The organism is Hydrotalea sp. GW822-HT8A01 (assembly GCF_058798575.1).
The window spans coordinates 2,013,673-2,029,027 of the sequence record NZ_CM179506.1 but is presented as its reverse complement, the minus strand read 5'-3'; the positions used below and the strand labels follow the sequence as shown (position 1 = coordinate 2,029,027).

Sequence of the window (15,355 nt, the reverse complement as noted above, 5' to 3'; positions counted from 1 at the left end):
AGCAACCCCATACCGTTTGGTATGGGGGTTTTTTAATTAGGGAATATGGATTATAAAACTGAATCGTAGTAATAGAAATATTTAATACTCAAAAATAGCATGTAGCTGCTGTTTTAATGCAGGAATATAAGCAATGGGAGAAGTATAGTAGCCACCATATTTCGCTACAATACAACCTTGTTTATCTAATAGCAGCATAGATGGAATTGTTACTATTTGATAGGCATCCCCAATTTTTTGTAATTGCCCTCCATCTTTTTTAATCACCGGCTGATCAAATATTTGAATCCAAGGCAGGTTGGCATGTTCTACCCAACGGTGCCAGTCTGCAGCACTTTCTTCAGTAGAAATACTTATAATAGCTAAATGATTCCGATATAGTGAATCTATATTTTTGAGATACGGTTCTATTTGCCGGCATGGCAGGCAATAAGAGGCACCGAACTCCAATAAAACATATTGCTGCTGTTTGTATGCTGCCAAATGTATGGTATTACCTTTTACATCTGTTATGGTAAAATCGGGCACAGTATTTCCTACTGCAAATTTTTTTTCATTGGCAATATATTGCGCAATCATCTTACCATTCTTACTCTTCTTTAAATCATCAGGAAAAGAGGCATACATTTTTTCTATAGTAGCAAGGGGCATCCAATCATTTTTGGCAGACGCTAACCAACTTAATATAAAATAAGAAAATGGATGTTGTAAAATAAACAATGAATCATCCGTTTTTTCACTGCGATTAAACAGATGTACCCTTTCCTGAAGCTGTTGTAGCAATGACCGATATACAGCAATTAGCGAAGTATTATTTTCATGCGCAGCTTTTTGAATAATTTGCTGATAAAAAAGTATACTATCACGCAATGGTTTTAGCAAGGCCTTATAGCGTGCTTCAATACGTCTGTACGCATTAAAAATACTGTCTTCTTCAGAACCTGTTAAGTGTGCATTGTAATATACATTATTCTTAGGAAGTGTTAGGTGCATGGTTGCAGGCGATAAGAAAATATCACAATACTCATTACTGGCTATAGCATTCATTACCGGCCCAATAGAACAGGAAGCCATTACCGGTTCTGCAATGCAGCCTTTAAAATAAAAACTTTGGTTAACCACTTTACAACTGTCTGTTACAAATTTTGTAAGAGTTGCCGCATATTGCAGGTAAATCGTTGTACCATTTGGCCATTGTGTAGTACCTTGTAAGGTAAAAGATTTACAGGCACCCTGTTGGGCGAATAGGCAAGGAAAAGAGAATAAAAGAAGAAAGGGGGAAAAGAAGAAAATTGACTTTCGCATATTTTTTTATAAATAAAATAAAAATATAGAAAACAAAAAATAAATTAAGCACCTATTAAATAGGTGCTTAAAATTTTAGGAACATGCATAATAATAATAAGGTAGCGATTGCGTATTACATAAAGTTCTTGTGCATGTACCTGAAGTGCCCGCAATAGTTGTGCAAGTTGTACCCGGCCCACTTCCTGCAGGGCATTCTTGATTACAATCATCACTACCACCTTTAATTTGTTTCATTTCTTCTTTAGTTAATTGTTTCATTTTTGTAAAATTTAAAAGTTTAAAAATATACCTGTACACCTGCACAGGCAACCCTTGCGCTTAGGTAATAGAAAGTAACTCATTTTTAAATAGCATATACAGTATATGTAGTATTTTATTTTATATGAATATATTTTTTTGTCTCTAGTTGAATTAATAATGGTAATACAGAATTTTGAAAAAATTCTTTTGCCTCCAAGATATCTTGAGAACCACCACGTCGAATATATGCCTGTTCCCATTTTTCTGTCCATATTATATTTGCAGGAAAAATTGGCGCACCTTGTAAAAAATCATTTTGCTCAGAAGAGATTGAATAAACTGGGAAACGAATTTGATAACGTTTTTTAAAAATATTAATCGTGTCCTGATTCTCCATAGCAAAAGATAAAAAAATAATATCAGAATGTTGCTTTAAACTATCATACAAATTATTTAACGCTGGAAACTCAGCAATGCATGGTGGACAGTTGGCAAACCAAAAATTGGCAAAAATAATTTTATGATTCAAAGACAAACCGGTGATGCTTCTAAGCAAATCTATTTGCTGGTTATTCAATATTTTTTTTGTTGGATTGGTTATTTTCCATTTCATATCTATTGAGGTAGCAGAATTTACACGCTTTAACTTAACATATCCATCCTCAGGTTTCTTTTGCTTGAAAACATAGTTTTTTTTATTTAAACATATAGTATCTGAAAATAACCGTACATTACTAACCATTTTTTGGCTGATATCTACAAGTCTTATGCTATACAAATATTTTTGCAACACTAATTGACTAAAACTAAAAGGGACAAATTCAATTAACTGGAATGAATAACTATTCCCATTAATTTTCTTGTTACCGATGTAACTTTTTGTATCGGAAAGCTCAATTGTACTATATTGAATTTGCGTTGTAGGACTAACTTTTACCGATGCTTCAAATTTAAAATGCAAAAGCTGGTTGTTATAACAACCTGATACATTAATGAATGTAATTCTATGATGTTTTTCATTTGGTTGAACATTCATATTTGTTAATACAATAGCAGAATCATTGAAAAAACTACCATCATTATTACTATCGGGTACAATGAAATACTGGTCATTGGAAAGCTTTCCTAAAAATATTTTAATAGTAGTAGTCGTGTTGGTATCTTGACAAATACACAAAAGTTCATCATGTGACAATTTTTCTTTGATTGAATCGTAGGCAATTGTACTAATCTTTCCAGATAGCCATTCATTGTAATACCTTTGTGGCCGATTGAAATAAAATTTACAAACAGTAAATGATTTACAACCTTTGTATTTAGCATATAAAGAATCGTGTTTATTTAACTGACCGTCATTTCCCATTATAATTAAATTATGGCTTTTATAAAAATCCGCTTCATTTTTAACTACTGGAATTTTTATACCACAAGAAGTAAACAGGAATAAAACTATCAGAATGTGAAAGAATTTCATTGATTAAATTTATTGAATGGTAGTATGCTTTAAACTTTTTGGAAAGGAAGGACAATATGTATTTGCATAGCTTTGTCCTTCCTTAAGAGAATACTATTCTGCTATTAAGAATATCAACAAAAATGATTTGTTCTGTTACTGTAGCAGTTTTAACAACCTATACTACGCCCATTACAAATCAGTTCTTTATCCGATTTTCCTCTTTCACATTGTTTCGTTGGGCCACATAATGGTCCATACCAACATGAAATACAAACAGAAGGATCAGTACCTCCTTTAATTTGTTTCATTTCATCTTTTGTTAATTGTTTCATTTTTGTAAAATTTAAATGTTTAAAAATATACCTGTACACCTGCACAGGCAACCCTTGCGCTTAGGTAGTATAAAAATATAAACATTTTTTGAATACTACGTGTAGGGGAAGCCCTACAATTTTGAAAATGAATTATTAAGAATTTTTTTTTAGTTTTCAAGCACAGATAATATTACTTCCATCATAAATTCTTTAGAAAATATCAGATCGGTTTTACCATTATATTTATTTTTAATTAGTACCATCAATTTTCATTTATTGAAGAATAATATACCTGAATACGCGCTAACAACTCATTCAAATTATTCACAAACTCAGGATGATTGGCTCGGAGTGGAAAATTGGTAGAAAGAATATCACCATTGGCAAGTAGCACCATAAAGCGAGGTACTTGAGCTATTTGGTATTGTTGTAAAAAAGGATTCTTGTCAATTTTATCAAGACAATAAGAATAGGCCTGCATAGATGACCGTTGTTGAAGAAAATTCTGCCAGACTTTCTTATCCTTATCAATTGATATTGTATAGAGATCAATTTTATCTTTTAATACTTTTTGCACACTATCCAAAGCAGGCATCTCTGCTAAACATGGCCCACACCAGGTAGCCCAATAATTAAGAACAATTGGTTTGTTGGTTTTGAGTAAATGCGAAAGGGATATTTGTTTCCCAGAATAGTTAATTAACGAAGTGTTTTTATAAGGCAATATATTAGCATATGCATTTTTAAAATTGTTATAACGAGTAATAATGGCTTGTTGATCTGCTTTAGCTACACGATAGACACCATATAATAAACTGTCTCTAATGTTGGTGACTAATGGCAAATAGGCGGTATTATACCAAAAAGTAATTTTACTGAATTGGTTTAAGCTAAATACACGAAACGTAGCTTTAGAAAATAACTGATTGGCAATAAAAAAACATTGTTTAAACTGCTTTTTGGTGAATAGCCCATCTGCAGTAATATTGGCATTGGCTTTCACCACTGCATCTAATGCCATTCGATAATAAGGAACTACTGATTTTAAAGATTCAATACTATCTAAGAAAGGAACAAATGTGCTAAAAATTTCTTTTTCTTTAGCGGTTAAGGGTAATTTATGATTAACAAAATATTGGTACAATACATCAATGAAAGCACATTTTGAATTATTTTTAAAAAGCTTTAAATTATTATCATCTTTTTTATTAAAAAACGAATCTATAAAACGAGAATCTAATAGAAATTTTTGATTGGAAAAATTTAGATATTCGTTAAAAGTAAGCGTGGTATCTTTTAAAGTACTTAAAATAAATTGTGATTGAGCGCTATTATTATGGGCAGCATAATATTTTAAATAAAAATAACGTACCGGGTTTTTGTCTGACAAAACAAATCTTTGAGTTTTATCTATTTCTAAAAAAACAGTGTCTCCATCTTTTACACTAATAGTTGGGTTATATGCTACTTGAATGTTGGTATAAGGTAGTTGTATCTTAAATATTTTTTTAGTAGAATCATTTACGATAGAAAAGGTTTGATTGCTGAGTGTCACAAAAGGATAAAAACTATTATAAGATATACTTAATGTTTTAGTCTGAAAATTTGCATTTGAAAAATCAGTCTGTATATATAGGTTGTATAACCGGTTATTTTGCATTTGAGCATCTGCTGCAGCTAAAAAAAAAAGAAATAGAACAAAAACCAATAGTTTACTGATAAAATTGTAAATCTTTAAACGCATTGAAAATGAATATTTATTGGTAGATATTTAAAAGAATTAATTCAAAAAATAACACTACCCATTAAAATTGGGTAGCCTTATTAATTATAAACTACAAGAACAGGTAGCCTTTACTGCGGATGGAAAAGTGCTTTTACAAGCATCGTAATCAGTGTCGCAACTTGCAACATTAACAGAACCTAATTCAGATCCACCCGTAGAAGAATCCCAGCAAGTAGAAGTACATTGGCCGCCTAAAGATTGGTTAGGCGAACCGATTACACCCCCCTTAATTTGTTTCATTTCTTCTTTTGATAATTGTTTCATTTTTTAAAAAATTTAAAAGTTAAAAAATATACCTGTACACCTCCACAGGCAACCCTTGCGCTTAGGTAACCTAAAAATATAAACAATTTTTGAATAGTATGTGTAGGGGAAGCCCTACAATTTTGAAGAAAAAATTAAATAAAGATGAGTGTTTGGGGCAAGTAAACAAATACAAAGCAGCATATCTGCAATGCCGGATAGGCAACTAAACAAAGAAAATAAACACATTAAAACTAAAAAGAAAATTTCTACAAATACTGGCTAATAACAGCATCATTTATTTCATCCAATAATTCTAGATTACCATATCCGTTAAATAACCCGTATTTAGGAATGACAGGAATTTTTTTAAAAATCGTGTCCTGATTTGCGAAATTTCTTCTAAATTGATTCGAGCCATACATATTCCGCTCAAACAAAAAAGATTTCCAACCGGGCTGGGATTGATCAACAGATACATATACAATATTCAAATCTGGGTACTTCTTTTTTAGCTCAACTATCTCAGCAAACTTTTTAAACAAGGCAGGCACCAGGTAGCCCAAAAATAAATGAGTAAAGGCTTACCAGAATATTGAGCTAAAATATCTGTCAAATCTTTTGAATGAAATTGAATATCATATAAATTTTTATTTTTTTTCGAATCTTTCAATTCAGTTATTGGTGTTAGGGTACTTTTGTCAATATATTTAAAAAATATTGATTGCTTTGTTTCTTTCCTAAGCTTTTTATACAAAGGCCTGTCTAATTGTATTTTTTTACGTTTTACATATACAAATAAAGAGACAACAAGATAATCGTAAGAAATAGACTGCTTCTTAAAATAATGTCGAATATCATCATAATACATAGCAACTGCATGATCCGTTTTTAATCGACTAATTGAGGTTTTGGTAAGCTGTTTGGCAATGTTTGAAATTAATGAAGTAATATCACCTTGGGAGAAGACGGAAATTTTTTGGCGATTAATTTGATTGATATAATAGTTCAATCTCTTATTAAGCAATCCTAAACTATCCAATATAGGCATAGATTCAGTGAAATAATAATAGTTATCTGTTAATTTTTGTATTTCTAATATGTAATGCCGCAAATCATCATTAATTTTTTGAGTAAAATCATAATTATTAGAGCGTATCTCAAAAGTATGTTTTTTGTAATAAATTGAATGAATTTGCCGTTTATAAGAGAAACGACATTTATGGATATCACAAACGAACAATGGGACTTGATCTGTGGGTTGATTGAAAAAAATATTCCGGCCAAAAAGATAGCCGGACGTCCTCGAGTAGATGATAGAGCAATTTTAAATGGGATATTATGGATATGTAGAACCGGGGCACCATGGAAAGACCTGCCAGATCGATATCCACCTTATCAGACCTGTCACCGGCGATTTCAGGAATGGGTAAAGTGTTTGCTATGGGAGCAGATATTAAGTCGCCTGGCGGTGGATTTAAAAACTAGGGGAAAGATTGATTTGGCAGAATGTTATATTGACGGCAGCTTTTCAGCGGCTAAAAAAGGGGCTTTGGAGTTGGGAAAACTAAGCGGGGCAAGGGTACGAAGCTCATGGCAATTGCAGACCGTAATGGTCTTCCTATCGCCATTTCCACACATGAAGCAAGTACCCATGAGATTAAACTCGTTGAAAAAACGATATCAAAACGATTTACGCGAACAAAGCCTAAACGCTTGATTGGGGATATGGCTTATGATAGTGATCCTCTTGATAAAATACTTAAAGGGAACCGCATCAAAATGATCGCTCCACATAAAACCAACCGGGTGAAAAAGGCCACACAGGATGGACGTGAATTACGACGATACAAAAACAGGTGGAAGATCGAAAGAGTCTTTGCCTGGATTCAGCAGTTTCGACGTTGTCAAACAAGATTTGATCACTATGATGCCAATTCTCTCGGATTTGTACAATTAGCTTGTACAGTTATATTATTAAGAAACTACTTTTGAGATACGCTCTAATGAATTGATTGACCTTTTTTCTGTAAAAACTGTCATTTTTAGACAAATATAGCTCAATAAAATTTTCATTAGCTATGATACTATCTCGATGATGCAAAAAATAAGTGGTATACTTTTCATACAATGGCGCTTTCATTGCATAGCATTCATTTATAAATGCATTATATCTTTTATTTGCTTTATTTTGAGTATTAAAATCAGCATATCCGTTTTTGTTATGAATGGTAATGGTATCGGTATCAAATAACAGCCAATTGGTATCATTATTAACAGAAAATAGCTGACCAGGAATTACATGAAACACCTTCTTAACACCAGCAGTATCAATAAAATTGAAAGCACAACGATCAGAAAAGAAATCACACATAGATATTTGAACAGGATGTTGATAAGAAGCATTTACCTGCACTTGAACAACCGGCAGTTTACTCCGGGTTTTACATCCAACTATACTTAAAAAAATAAATAGACAAAATGGTAAAATTTTATTAGCCATAATTGAAGTTGTTAAAATTGAAATAATGAGGCCATTATAAAATGACCCCATTGCTTTGAAAATTTTAAAAAAATCTAACAGGCAACACTATAATGGCAAACCATACCATTTCCGGAATTATAACATCTGCCGGCACCACTTTGCTGTGATTTTCCATTGCATTTAATAACAATACCATTTGTACAATCGGCGTTACTATAACATGGAGTGGTACCTGAATCACCACCAACAATTAATTTCACTTCAGCCTTAGATAATTTACCTGTCAAATTTTCTAACTGCATTTTTTTGTTTGCATAATTTTTAATTTTTTAATGAATAAATTTAATTGACTACTGTATAACATTACAACAGTAATGATGCCGGCAATACTGCTGTGCACATACAGTATTAGTTACAACCGGTTTTCTTTCAGGTAGCTATGCTAAAAGAAATTTTTAAATTATCATTTACAATGCAATGAATTTAACAACAGTGTTGCATAAATTTAAAAAAAATATTGATTATTATGTATAGGGAAATCCCTGCAATTTTAAAAAAAGGACAGGTTAAAAAAAGTATGTCAATTTTTTAAAAAGAAGTATCGCCAATTCGAATGAACTTTCTACTGATACAATAAATCAGCAATCCCATTCGACCTCCTTCTATGTTTAGCTTTTTACATATGCGTTGTATATATACTTCTATAGTTTTCTCTTATTTGTTTAAAATAAGGCCTATTTCTTTATAGCTTAACGTGCCCCGGGTAATAAACTAATAATAGAACGCTCGGTGGCCGTTAAACGCAGGCTTTTCATATTCAATTGCTCTGCCCAACGTTCTTCTCTAAGCAACTTACGTACATCGGCAGTAATGACAAATTGTTCAGAAAAATAAGGTTGATGATTCAATAAAGCTGATATGGCTTTCGGTAATTCTTGTGGTATACTATTTAACATTACCACACTGCTAACACCGAGGGCTACCGCATCTTTCACCTGTTTTATGCACACTTCAGGTACTAGTAGCAAAACGGGTAAGCCCGAATAATGTGTACAAATAAATTCTATTAATGTTAATGATTCTATTTTTTTGGATGGCAAACCCAACACAATGAAATGGGGCAACGGTTTGGCAAAATGAAGTTGCTGTAAAAAATGTACCGCGTTGTTAAACAAAGCAATAGATAAAGATGGAAAGTAACGTTGTATGTGATGCCTTACCAAAATTGCTACATCAGATTGACCTTGATAAATAAAAACTTTCATTCAAAATGTTTTTGTAAATATAGTATATATAGTATATATATAGCTTAATTTTTTTGTGTAGGGAATTCCCTACAAAATTCAATTTTTAGTAAATTGTAGGGATTCCCCTATTGCCAATTCAAAATAAATCATATATTATTGTGTTGCATTTATTCAAAAATTCTCCGGAAGATAAATGAATAATGCAATGAATGGCCATTCAAACGGTGAAACTTTCCTACCGATAGAAAATGGAAAGTAATTAATTATTTTAAAAACTTAAAAAAATGAAACCTTTAACTAAAGATGAAATGAAAAAAATTTTGGGTGGGAGTACTTATATGACTTGCACTTGGACTTTTACTGGCGGAAGAACAGCTCAGGTACTTTGTATTGACGGCGGTGGAACATGCCAAAGTACAGCAGATTCAGCTTGTTTAGCCAATAATGCTTGTGTTAACGTGGATTGTAGATAAAAGCATTATCCACTTACTGATATATCAGTAAGTGGATAATTAAATGATATTCCCATTTTAAATATTATGTGACAATTTAATTTTTGGCAATGAAATACATTTATTATTTCTTATTGACTACATTATTAGGAGTAAATATTACAAATGCACAAAAAAAATTGATTGTTCAGTACCAATACAACTTGTCACCGGAATTAAAAGACTCTATGGCATTTGATATACTAAAACCCGCATATTCGGGATTAATGACATCACCAGATAAATATTTTTTTAAAAAAACAATTTTAGAATATAATAACAATAATAACATAGGCACTACAACTTGTAGCTATGATTGTTATGATACCTGTAGCGCATATATATTAGATGGCGTTGGGCATTATATTTTTATAATACCTGGCGACACAATAACTATTCATATCCAAAAAAGAATAAACCCCGTAGATACACCTCATCATTTTTACAATTATCAACTGCAATATGAAGGCAAAAATGCAGCCTCATATGCCATTTTTGATTCATTAGAAAGTATTGGTGGAGATATGCGATTGCCGAATATAAGTTTATTACAGGCAAATTACAATATTGATACGCTGTATGTTATGACCCGGCAATTATTTGAGCAACGAGATAGGTTCTTGAAATTATATTCAGAAAAAAATTCAATCCCATTAACCATTCAAAAATTAGCAAAGGCTGAAATATATGCTTCTTTTTATTTTACATTATTTGAAAACGATAGTGCTATCGGATATTTAACTAAAAACATAAATAGTACCTCCAATCCTTATGTTTGCGCATTCTATAATCCAAATTTTAATGACCCTTATTTATATTTCAATACTAACCTTACCCAATTAGCAGCTTCATCTTACTGGGTTGACAAAACTAAACTTGAAACAAATTATGAAGCACTATCCACTAATGTTGGTTTAAAAAACATATATAAGGATATAAAAGAAAGGCAAATCGATAGTAGCATAAAAAATCATTTTTTAGTTGAAATTCTAGTATGGAGCCTTAAATTTAAATTAGATTGTTACGATTCTTTGGTTCACGATTTTTCGCAATTCAGCAATAATAATAGTTATAAAACATTTTTAACCAACACTATACTTGAAGAAAAGGAAAAAGAAAAAAATGAAAAAATATACTCACTTTATGATGCCCTCAATACACTTATACTACCATTCAATGGAAAAGCAATAAAACTCAATAATATATTTTCAAAGAATAAATATGTTTTGATTGATTGTTGGGCATCGTGGTGTACTCCATGCCTTAGAGAATTACCTTATGGTATTGAATTAGCCAAAAAATATAAAAATAAAATTAATTGGATTTATCTTTCATTTGACAGAGCCACTTCGACTTGGCAAAAGAAAAGCAAACAATTAAATTTGAAAGACAATAACTTTTTTCTTGAACAACAATTTAAGTCTGCATTTGCCTTACACTTTGGTATAAATTCAATACCACGTTATTTATTATTCAGCCCGAAAGGTAAACCCATACAAATTAATTTACCACGTCCTTCAAAAAGAAAAGAAATTGAAAATATTTTGAATGAATTATTGTAAAAGGAATATCCTACCAAATAACAACAATTGTCAATTAAAAATCTATTAATTGAAACAATTATTTAAATTCAAACAAATTAAATTATTGGTTTATTGACAATCAGTTTTTTCATAAAACATTAATTTATCATTATATAAAGCTAAAGTAGATTCAGAAAAATCGGGATGATTTTTTAAAATACGAATAGCATTTATTTCTGAATCAATGGCCTGGTCTTTATTTTTCCTGACTTGTCCGATTTAGTGCGGTCTAAGAATTTTTGTGATAATTTCTTGTAGATGATTCGGCACATGAGCTCTCATTCTTATTTCTTTTTTGGTTATTTTATTTATTAATCGGGCATCTGTGATCTTTTTACAATGGGTTAAAAATGCTCTTATGGACAATGTTGCTGTTATTTCAATATGTTTTGATATAGCTAATGCCATAAAGCAAATAAGTATATGTAATTGTATGGGCTCTTCTTTAAAATGGAAAATTGGGCGAGTTTGTAAATCGTTTTTTGAGACCCTAAATGCTTGTTCTACTTTATATAAATCATGATAGCGACTTATTATGGTTGCATTATCGGCAACAGCTTCTTTAATGTCTGTATAATATCCTTTAATCCCCAGTAGCTTTGTGGTTTTTTCAATAAGCTTTTCGTTCAGCATCATATTACTATCGCCTGATTTGAGGTATTTTACCCTCTTCATTTTTGAGGGTTGAGTCAGCATCAATTTTGCTCTCTCTATTTGCCTGTTCATCTCAAATTTATCTTTATTATAGCGCTTTTTAGAGAAGCTACAAATTAGATAGCCATTTTCTGTTTTAAGCCGAATCACGCTCCCATCTATTTTTGGAAGTTTCGCATCTATTGTTTCCAACAAGTGGGCCGACACATTACCTAGCCTTGCACCTACTATATAGTTGATTTTTTCTACTCTCAATGCCTCCACATTTTCGGTACTTATCATGGCTGCATCAGCAACGACCGTAAAGTTTTCTACTTTATGTTTTTTGATAAAAGATTTAATGACAGGAATCAACGTATGACCCTCAAATGTATTACCTGAAAACACCTCATAACTTACAGGAAAGCCTTCGGGTGTAACCATGAGTGCCACCACAATTTGTGGTTGTTGCGACTTGTTGTCTTTAGAAAATCCATTCTTGCGAAGTTCGTCCTCCGTAAATGTTTCGAAATACAGGGTCGTAACATCATAGAACAATAAAGAAAAATCAAATCCATATTGTTTTCTGGCAAAATCAAGCGTTTTTTTCTCTATTCTTTCCTTTAAAACAAGCCATTTATGTGCTGATTCATAAAACTGTTGCCTGCGGTGTTTAATGCCAAAATAAGATTCTATTAACTCAATAGAACGAAGTTTGGAACCAGGCTCAACGATTCGAATCACTACAAAATCATTCAACAAAGCATCCGCTTCTAAAGTATAACCAATTTGGTGCTGCACGGCTCTCAATACATCGTACAAATAAGTAAGGTAAATCCCTATGAATTCACATTGACTAACCAATACTGCCTCCTCGCCAGGTTTGGAATCTTCAAATAGATATAATTGTTTGGTATAATCAGCAATAAATAGCCTGGCCATTTCTTCCAGGGCAAATATTTCTTCTTTAGTAGTTCCTGAACCAATATGTTTGATGATAACCCGTTTACTGTTTTGATAATGATAAACTTGTACAGAACGAGAATTTCCCTTTGTTTTTACAATTCTAATGTGTAGCATTTGACCTGGTTAGTACGGTCAAAATAGATAAAAAGTATCATAAGTAGTTGATTATCAGAAACTATTTGTTTGGATTATGGAAAGGCGGACAAGTCAGGAGAAAAATCGGGATGATTTTTTAAAATACGAATAGCATTTATTTCTGAATCAATGGCCTGGTCTTTATTTTTTGCTAACCAATAAAATTCAGTCATTTCATGGTAATATTTTAGTGTATGAACTAAATCAGGGTAAATTATATGCTTAATGTAGATTTCATAGGCTTCAGCACCAATTGCATTCATTTCTTGTGAAAATTTATATTTTGACTGGTTATTTTTTAATACTAATATAATAGCACTAGCCGGAACCTTATCAGGCGGCAAGTTCAATATTTCTTTAGCATATTCTAATGCCTCCTGCATATTAATTTTTATTAAGGCTTGTAATTTTTTCATAACTATGTATTCATCATATTTTATACCAGGTTCTTGTTGAATAAATTTATTCATATAGAATAATACTTTATCAGGCTTTTTTGAATTAGCAAATAAATTAGTAACATGGTATTGATTTTGTAAAACATTAATTTCACTATCATTAAAAGCTTGGGCATAATCAAAAAAAGCGGTCTGAATTGAATCTATAAATTTGTTCAAATGACGCTGCATTTTTACTTCAGCGGAAGCCTTTTGTATATCCCATTGATGGTTCATGATTTTGGCCACCACTGAATCTAAATAATAAGGATGTCCAAACCATGCAATCTGTCCATGTTCATTAATAATAAAAATTTTAGGAATGGCGGTATTTCCGGTTGCTTGTAACCAGTTCTCTACCATTTGTTGATTTTTATCAACGGCCACTGAAAAATCCATGCGATTACCCATACTATCAACAAATTTTTGTATTTTATTTAAGGGCATATTTTTTTCATAAACTGCTATTGATATGACACTAATTTCATTAGCGTGGTTTCTTGCAAATTCTGAAAGATGTGGCATTGAAGCAATACAAGGTTTGCACCAGGTTGGCCAAAATTCAATTACATACAGCTTACCGGGTTCAAAACTATGTAAAGGAGTACATTTTAACCATTTACTTATTTCAATTTTGGGTGCGGCGTCACCAATATTTAAGGTAAAAGAATCAACCACTTGACCTTTACTTTGAATACTTGTTAAAAAAACAATTAAAATAACAGATATTAAAAGAATGAAGTGTTTAGTAAACATAATTCACAGTTTCTAGTTAATACACATAATTAATATAATGTAGCAAAAAAAACTTAAAAAATATAATAAGTTCTTTCAATAAAATAAAAAACCATAGTGTTCAATTGAAAAACACTATGGTAATAATTAAACAATAAAAGTTTAGTAAACTGCTACACAGTAGCATTTACCTGCACTAGAAGCATAACAAGTACCAGACGTTGGGTTTGAATCATTAGTAATACAACTAGTTCCTGAACAGTCTTGACCACAACCTGAATTACTAATAGCAACATAACCTCCTAAAATTTGTTTCATTTCTTCTTTAGTCAAAGGTTTCATTTTTAAAAAGTTAAAAGTTAAAAAATATACCTATGCACCTCCACAGGCAACCCTTGCGCTTAGGTAACCTAAAATATAAACAATTTTTGAATAGTATGTGTAGGGGAAGCCCTACAATTTTTAAATTAGCAGTAAGTTAAAACTATATCAGTTTTAAAGAGATGTATCCCCAATTCGAATGAACTTTCTACTGATACAATAAATCAGCAATCCCATTCGACCTCCTTCTATGTTTAGCTTTTTACATATGCGTTGTATATATACTTCTATAGTTTTTTCTTCTTTGTTTAAAATAAGGCCTATTTCTTTATAGCTTAACGTGCCGGGTAATAAACTAATAATAGAACGCTCGGTGGCCGTTAAACGAAGGCTTTTCATATTCAATTGCTCAGCCCAACGTTCTTCTCTAAGCAACTTACGTACATCGGCAGTAATGCCCAATTGTTCAGAAAAATAAGGTTGATGATTCAATAATGCTGCTATGGCTTTCGGTAATTCTTGTGGTATACTATTTAACATTACCACACTGCTAACACCGAGGGCTACCGCATCTTTCACCTGTTTTATGCCCACTTCAGGTACTAGTAGCAAAACGGTTAAGCCCGAATAATGTGTACAAATAAATTCTATTAATGTTAATGATTCTATTTTTTTGGATGGCAAACCCAACACAATGAAATGGGGCAACGGTTTGGCAAAATGAAGTTGCTGTAAAAAATGTACCGCGTTGTTAAACAAAGCAATTGATAAGGATGGAAAGCAACGTTGTATGTGATGCCTTACCAAAATTGCTACATCAGATTGACTTTGATAAATAAAAACTTTCATTCAAAATGTTTTTGTAAATATAGCATATATATATATATATATAGCTTAATTTTTTTAAGTAGGGAATTCCCTACAAAATTCAATTTTTAGTAAATTGTAGGGATTCCCCTACATAGTGCATATTAC

Annotated in this window: 17 protein-coding genes; 3 read left to right on the top strand and 14 right to left on the bottom strand. The window is 31.6% G+C overall.

Annotated elements, in window-relative coordinates; translation table 11 throughout:
• Positions 1–81 precede the first annotated feature (81 nt).
• The 7 genes from AC3QLY_RS08910 to AC3QLY_RS08880 all read right to left on the bottom strand — a co-directional run bounded on the left by AC3QLY_RS08910 (position 82) and on the right by AC3QLY_RS08880 (position 6,398).
• Positions 82–1,305, bottom strand: coding sequence for a TlpA disulfide reductase family protein (locus AC3QLY_RS08910; protein WP_074421018.1), 1,224 nt, complete (start codon positions 1,303–1,305; stop codon positions 82–84).
• 44 nt (positions 1,306–1,349) lie between these two features.
• The gene (locus tag AC3QLY_RS08905) at positions 1,350–1,517 is read right to left on the bottom strand and encodes a hypothetical protein (RefSeq protein ID WP_287100648.1); all 168 of its coding nucleotides are present in this window, start codon (positions 1,515–1,517) and stop codon (positions 1,350–1,352) included.
• Positions 1,518–1,681: 164 nt separating this feature from the next.
• A complete protein-coding gene (locus tag AC3QLY_RS08900) occupies positions 1,682–3,022 on the bottom strand; it encodes a TlpA family protein disulfide reductase (protein WP_218330627.1) in 1,341 nt (446 codons plus the stop codon).
• 149 nt (positions 3,023–3,171) lie between these two features.
• On the bottom strand, positions 3,172–3,336 hold the full coding sequence (locus AC3QLY_RS08895; protein WP_143439263.1) for a bacteriocin: 165 nt from the start codon (positions 3,334–3,336) through the stop codon (positions 3,172–3,174).
• Positions 3,337–3,580: 244 nt separating this feature from the next.
• Positions 3,581–5,062 (bottom strand): TlpA family protein disulfide reductase, encoded by a 1,482-nt coding sequence (locus AC3QLY_RS08890; RefSeq protein WP_492989683.1) that lies wholly within the window; start codon positions 5,060–5,062, stop codon positions 3,581–3,583.
• Between the two features lie 84 nt (positions 5,063–5,146).
• Positions 5,147–5,368, bottom strand: coding sequence for a bacteriocin (locus AC3QLY_RS08885; protein WP_074421322.1), 222 nt, complete (start codon positions 5,366–5,368; stop codon positions 5,147–5,149).
• A gap of 499 nt (positions 5,369–5,867) precedes the next feature.
• Complete coding sequence (locus AC3QLY_RS08880; RefSeq protein WP_492989682.1) at positions 5,868–6,398, bottom strand: TlpA family protein disulfide reductase; 531 nt, start codon at positions 6,396–6,398, stop codon at positions 5,868–5,870.
• Positions 6,399–6,569: 171 nt separating this feature from the next.
• Here AC3QLY_RS08880 and AC3QLY_RS08875 point away from each other — a divergent pair.
• Positions 6,570–7,342 (top strand): IS5 family transposase gene (locus AC3QLY_RS08875; protein ID WP_492989681.1). Its coding sequence is split into 2 segments (ribosomal slippage): positions 6,570–6,906 and positions 6,906–7,342, totalling 774 coding nucleotides; the frame shifts between segments, so codons are not numbered across the junction.
• Here the strand turns inward: AC3QLY_RS08875 and AC3QLY_RS08870 are convergent.
• The 3 genes from AC3QLY_RS08870 to AC3QLY_RS08860 form a co-directional block, all read right to left on the bottom strand.
• Complete coding sequence (locus tag AC3QLY_RS08870) at positions 7,317–7,850, bottom strand: hypothetical protein (RefSeq protein ID WP_492989680.1); 534 nt, start codon at positions 7,848–7,850, stop codon at positions 7,317–7,319. The two genes, AC3QLY_RS08875 and AC3QLY_RS08870, sit on opposite strands and share 26 nt — an antisense overlap.
• Positions 7,851–7,924: 74 nt before the next feature.
• A complete protein-coding gene (locus AC3QLY_RS08865; protein ID WP_492989679.1) occupies positions 7,925–8,134 on the bottom strand; it encodes a hypothetical protein in 210 nt (69 codons plus the stop codon).
• A 447-nt stretch (positions 8,135–8,581) separates the two neighbouring features.
• The gene (locus AC3QLY_RS08860; protein ID WP_492989678.1) at positions 8,582–9,097 is read right to left on the bottom strand and encodes a hypothetical protein; all 516 of its coding nucleotides are present in this window, start codon (positions 9,095–9,097) and stop codon (positions 8,582–8,584) included.
• Between the two features lie 266 nt (positions 9,098–9,363).
• Between AC3QLY_RS08860 and AC3QLY_RS08855 the strand changes: the two genes are divergently transcribed.
• Positions 9,364–9,552, top strand: coding sequence for a hypothetical protein (locus AC3QLY_RS08855; RefSeq protein ID WP_074421313.1), 189 nt, complete (start codon positions 9,364–9,366; stop codon positions 9,550–9,552).
• Between the two features lie 89 nt (positions 9,553–9,641).
• Positions 9,642–11,132, top strand: coding sequence for a TlpA family protein disulfide reductase (locus tag AC3QLY_RS08850; protein WP_218332160.1), 1,491 nt, complete (start codon positions 9,642–9,644; stop codon positions 11,130–11,132).
• Between the two features lie 240 nt (positions 11,133–11,372).
• Here AC3QLY_RS08850 and AC3QLY_RS08845 read toward each other — a convergent pair whose 3' ends face one another.
• From AC3QLY_RS08845 to AC3QLY_RS08830, 4 genes are all read right to left on the bottom strand, one after another.
• On the bottom strand, positions 11,373–12,866 hold the full coding sequence (locus tag AC3QLY_RS08845; protein ID WP_492989677.1) for an IS1634 family transposase: 1,494 nt from the start codon (positions 12,864–12,866) through the stop codon (positions 11,373–11,375).
• A 74-nt stretch (positions 12,867–12,940) separates the two neighbouring features.
• Entirely contained in the window at positions 12,941–14,080 is a 1,140-nt protein-coding gene (locus AC3QLY_RS08840) for a TlpA disulfide reductase family protein (RefSeq protein WP_492989676.1), read from the bottom strand.
• A 141-nt stretch (positions 14,081–14,221) separates the two neighbouring features.
• A complete protein-coding gene (locus tag AC3QLY_RS08835) occupies positions 14,222–14,401 on the bottom strand; it encodes a bacteriocin (RefSeq protein ID WP_218332164.1) in 180 nt (59 codons plus the stop codon).
• 153 nt (positions 14,402–14,554) lie between these two features.
• A complete protein-coding gene (locus AC3QLY_RS08830; protein ID WP_492989675.1) occupies positions 14,555–15,229 on the bottom strand; it encodes a helix-turn-helix transcriptional regulator in 675 nt (224 codons plus the stop codon).
• Positions 15,230–15,355 lie beyond the last annotated feature (126 nt).

Bases quoted from the DNA above. Each gene is read 5' to 3' on its own strand.
- AC3QLY_RS08855 (WP_074421313.1), top strand. From the start codon at position 9,364: ATGAAACCTTTAACTAAAGATGAAATGAAAAAAATTTTGGGTGGGAGT.
- AC3QLY_RS08885 (WP_074421322.1), bottom strand. From the start codon at position 5,368: ATGAAACAATTATCAAAAGAAGAAATGAAACAAATTAAGGGGGGTGTA.
- AC3QLY_RS08900 (WP_218330627.1), bottom strand. From the start codon at position 3,022: ATGAAATTCTTTCACATTCTGATAGTTTTATTCCTGTTTACTTCTTGT.
- AC3QLY_RS08890 (WP_492989683.1), bottom strand. From the start codon at position 5,062: ATGCGTTTAAAGATTTACAATTTTATCAGTAAACTATTGGTTTTTGTT.
- AC3QLY_RS08845 (WP_492989677.1), bottom strand. From the start codon at position 12,866: ATGCTACACATTAGAATTGTAAAAACAAAGGGAAATTCTCGTTCTGTA.
- AC3QLY_RS08840 (WP_492989676.1), bottom strand. From the start codon at position 14,080: ATGTTTACTAAACACTTCATTCTTTTAATATCTGTTATTTTAATTGTT.
- AC3QLY_RS08835 (WP_218332164.1), bottom strand. From the start codon at position 14,401: ATGAAACCTTTGACTAAAGAAGAAATGAAACAAATTTTAGGAGGTTAT.
- AC3QLY_RS08910 (WP_074421018.1), bottom strand. From the start codon at position 1,305: ATGCGAAAGTCAATTTTCTTCTTTTCCCCCTTTCTTCTTTTATTCTCT.
- AC3QLY_RS08880 (WP_492989682.1), bottom strand. From the start codon at position 6,398: ATGCCTATATTGGATAGTTTAGGATTGCTTAATAAGAGATTGAACTAT.
- AC3QLY_RS08865 (WP_492989679.1), bottom strand. From the start codon at position 8,134: ATGCAGTTAGAAAATTTGACAGGTAAATTATCTAAGGCTGAAGTGAAA.
- AC3QLY_RS08895 (WP_143439263.1), bottom strand. From the start codon at position 3,336: ATGAAACAATTAACAAAAGATGAAATGAAACAAATTAAAGGAGGTACT.
- AC3QLY_RS08830 (WP_492989675.1), bottom strand. From the start codon at position 15,229: ATGAAAGTTTTTATTTATCAAAGTCAATCTGATGTAGCAATTTTGGTA.
- AC3QLY_RS08905 (WP_287100648.1), bottom strand. From the start codon at position 1,517: ATGATTGTAATCAAGAATGCCCTGCAGGAAGTGGGCCGGGTACAACTT.
- AC3QLY_RS08850 (WP_218332160.1), top strand. From the start codon at position 9,642: ATGAAATACATTTATTATTTCTTATTGACTACATTATTAGGAGTAAAT.
- AC3QLY_RS08870 (WP_492989680.1), bottom strand. From the start codon at position 7,850: ATGGCTAATAAAATTTTACCATTTTGTCTATTTATTTTTTTAAGTATA.
- AC3QLY_RS08860 (WP_492989678.1), bottom strand. From the start codon at position 9,097: ATGAAAGTTTTTATTTATCAAGGTCAATCTGATGTAGCAATTTTGGTA.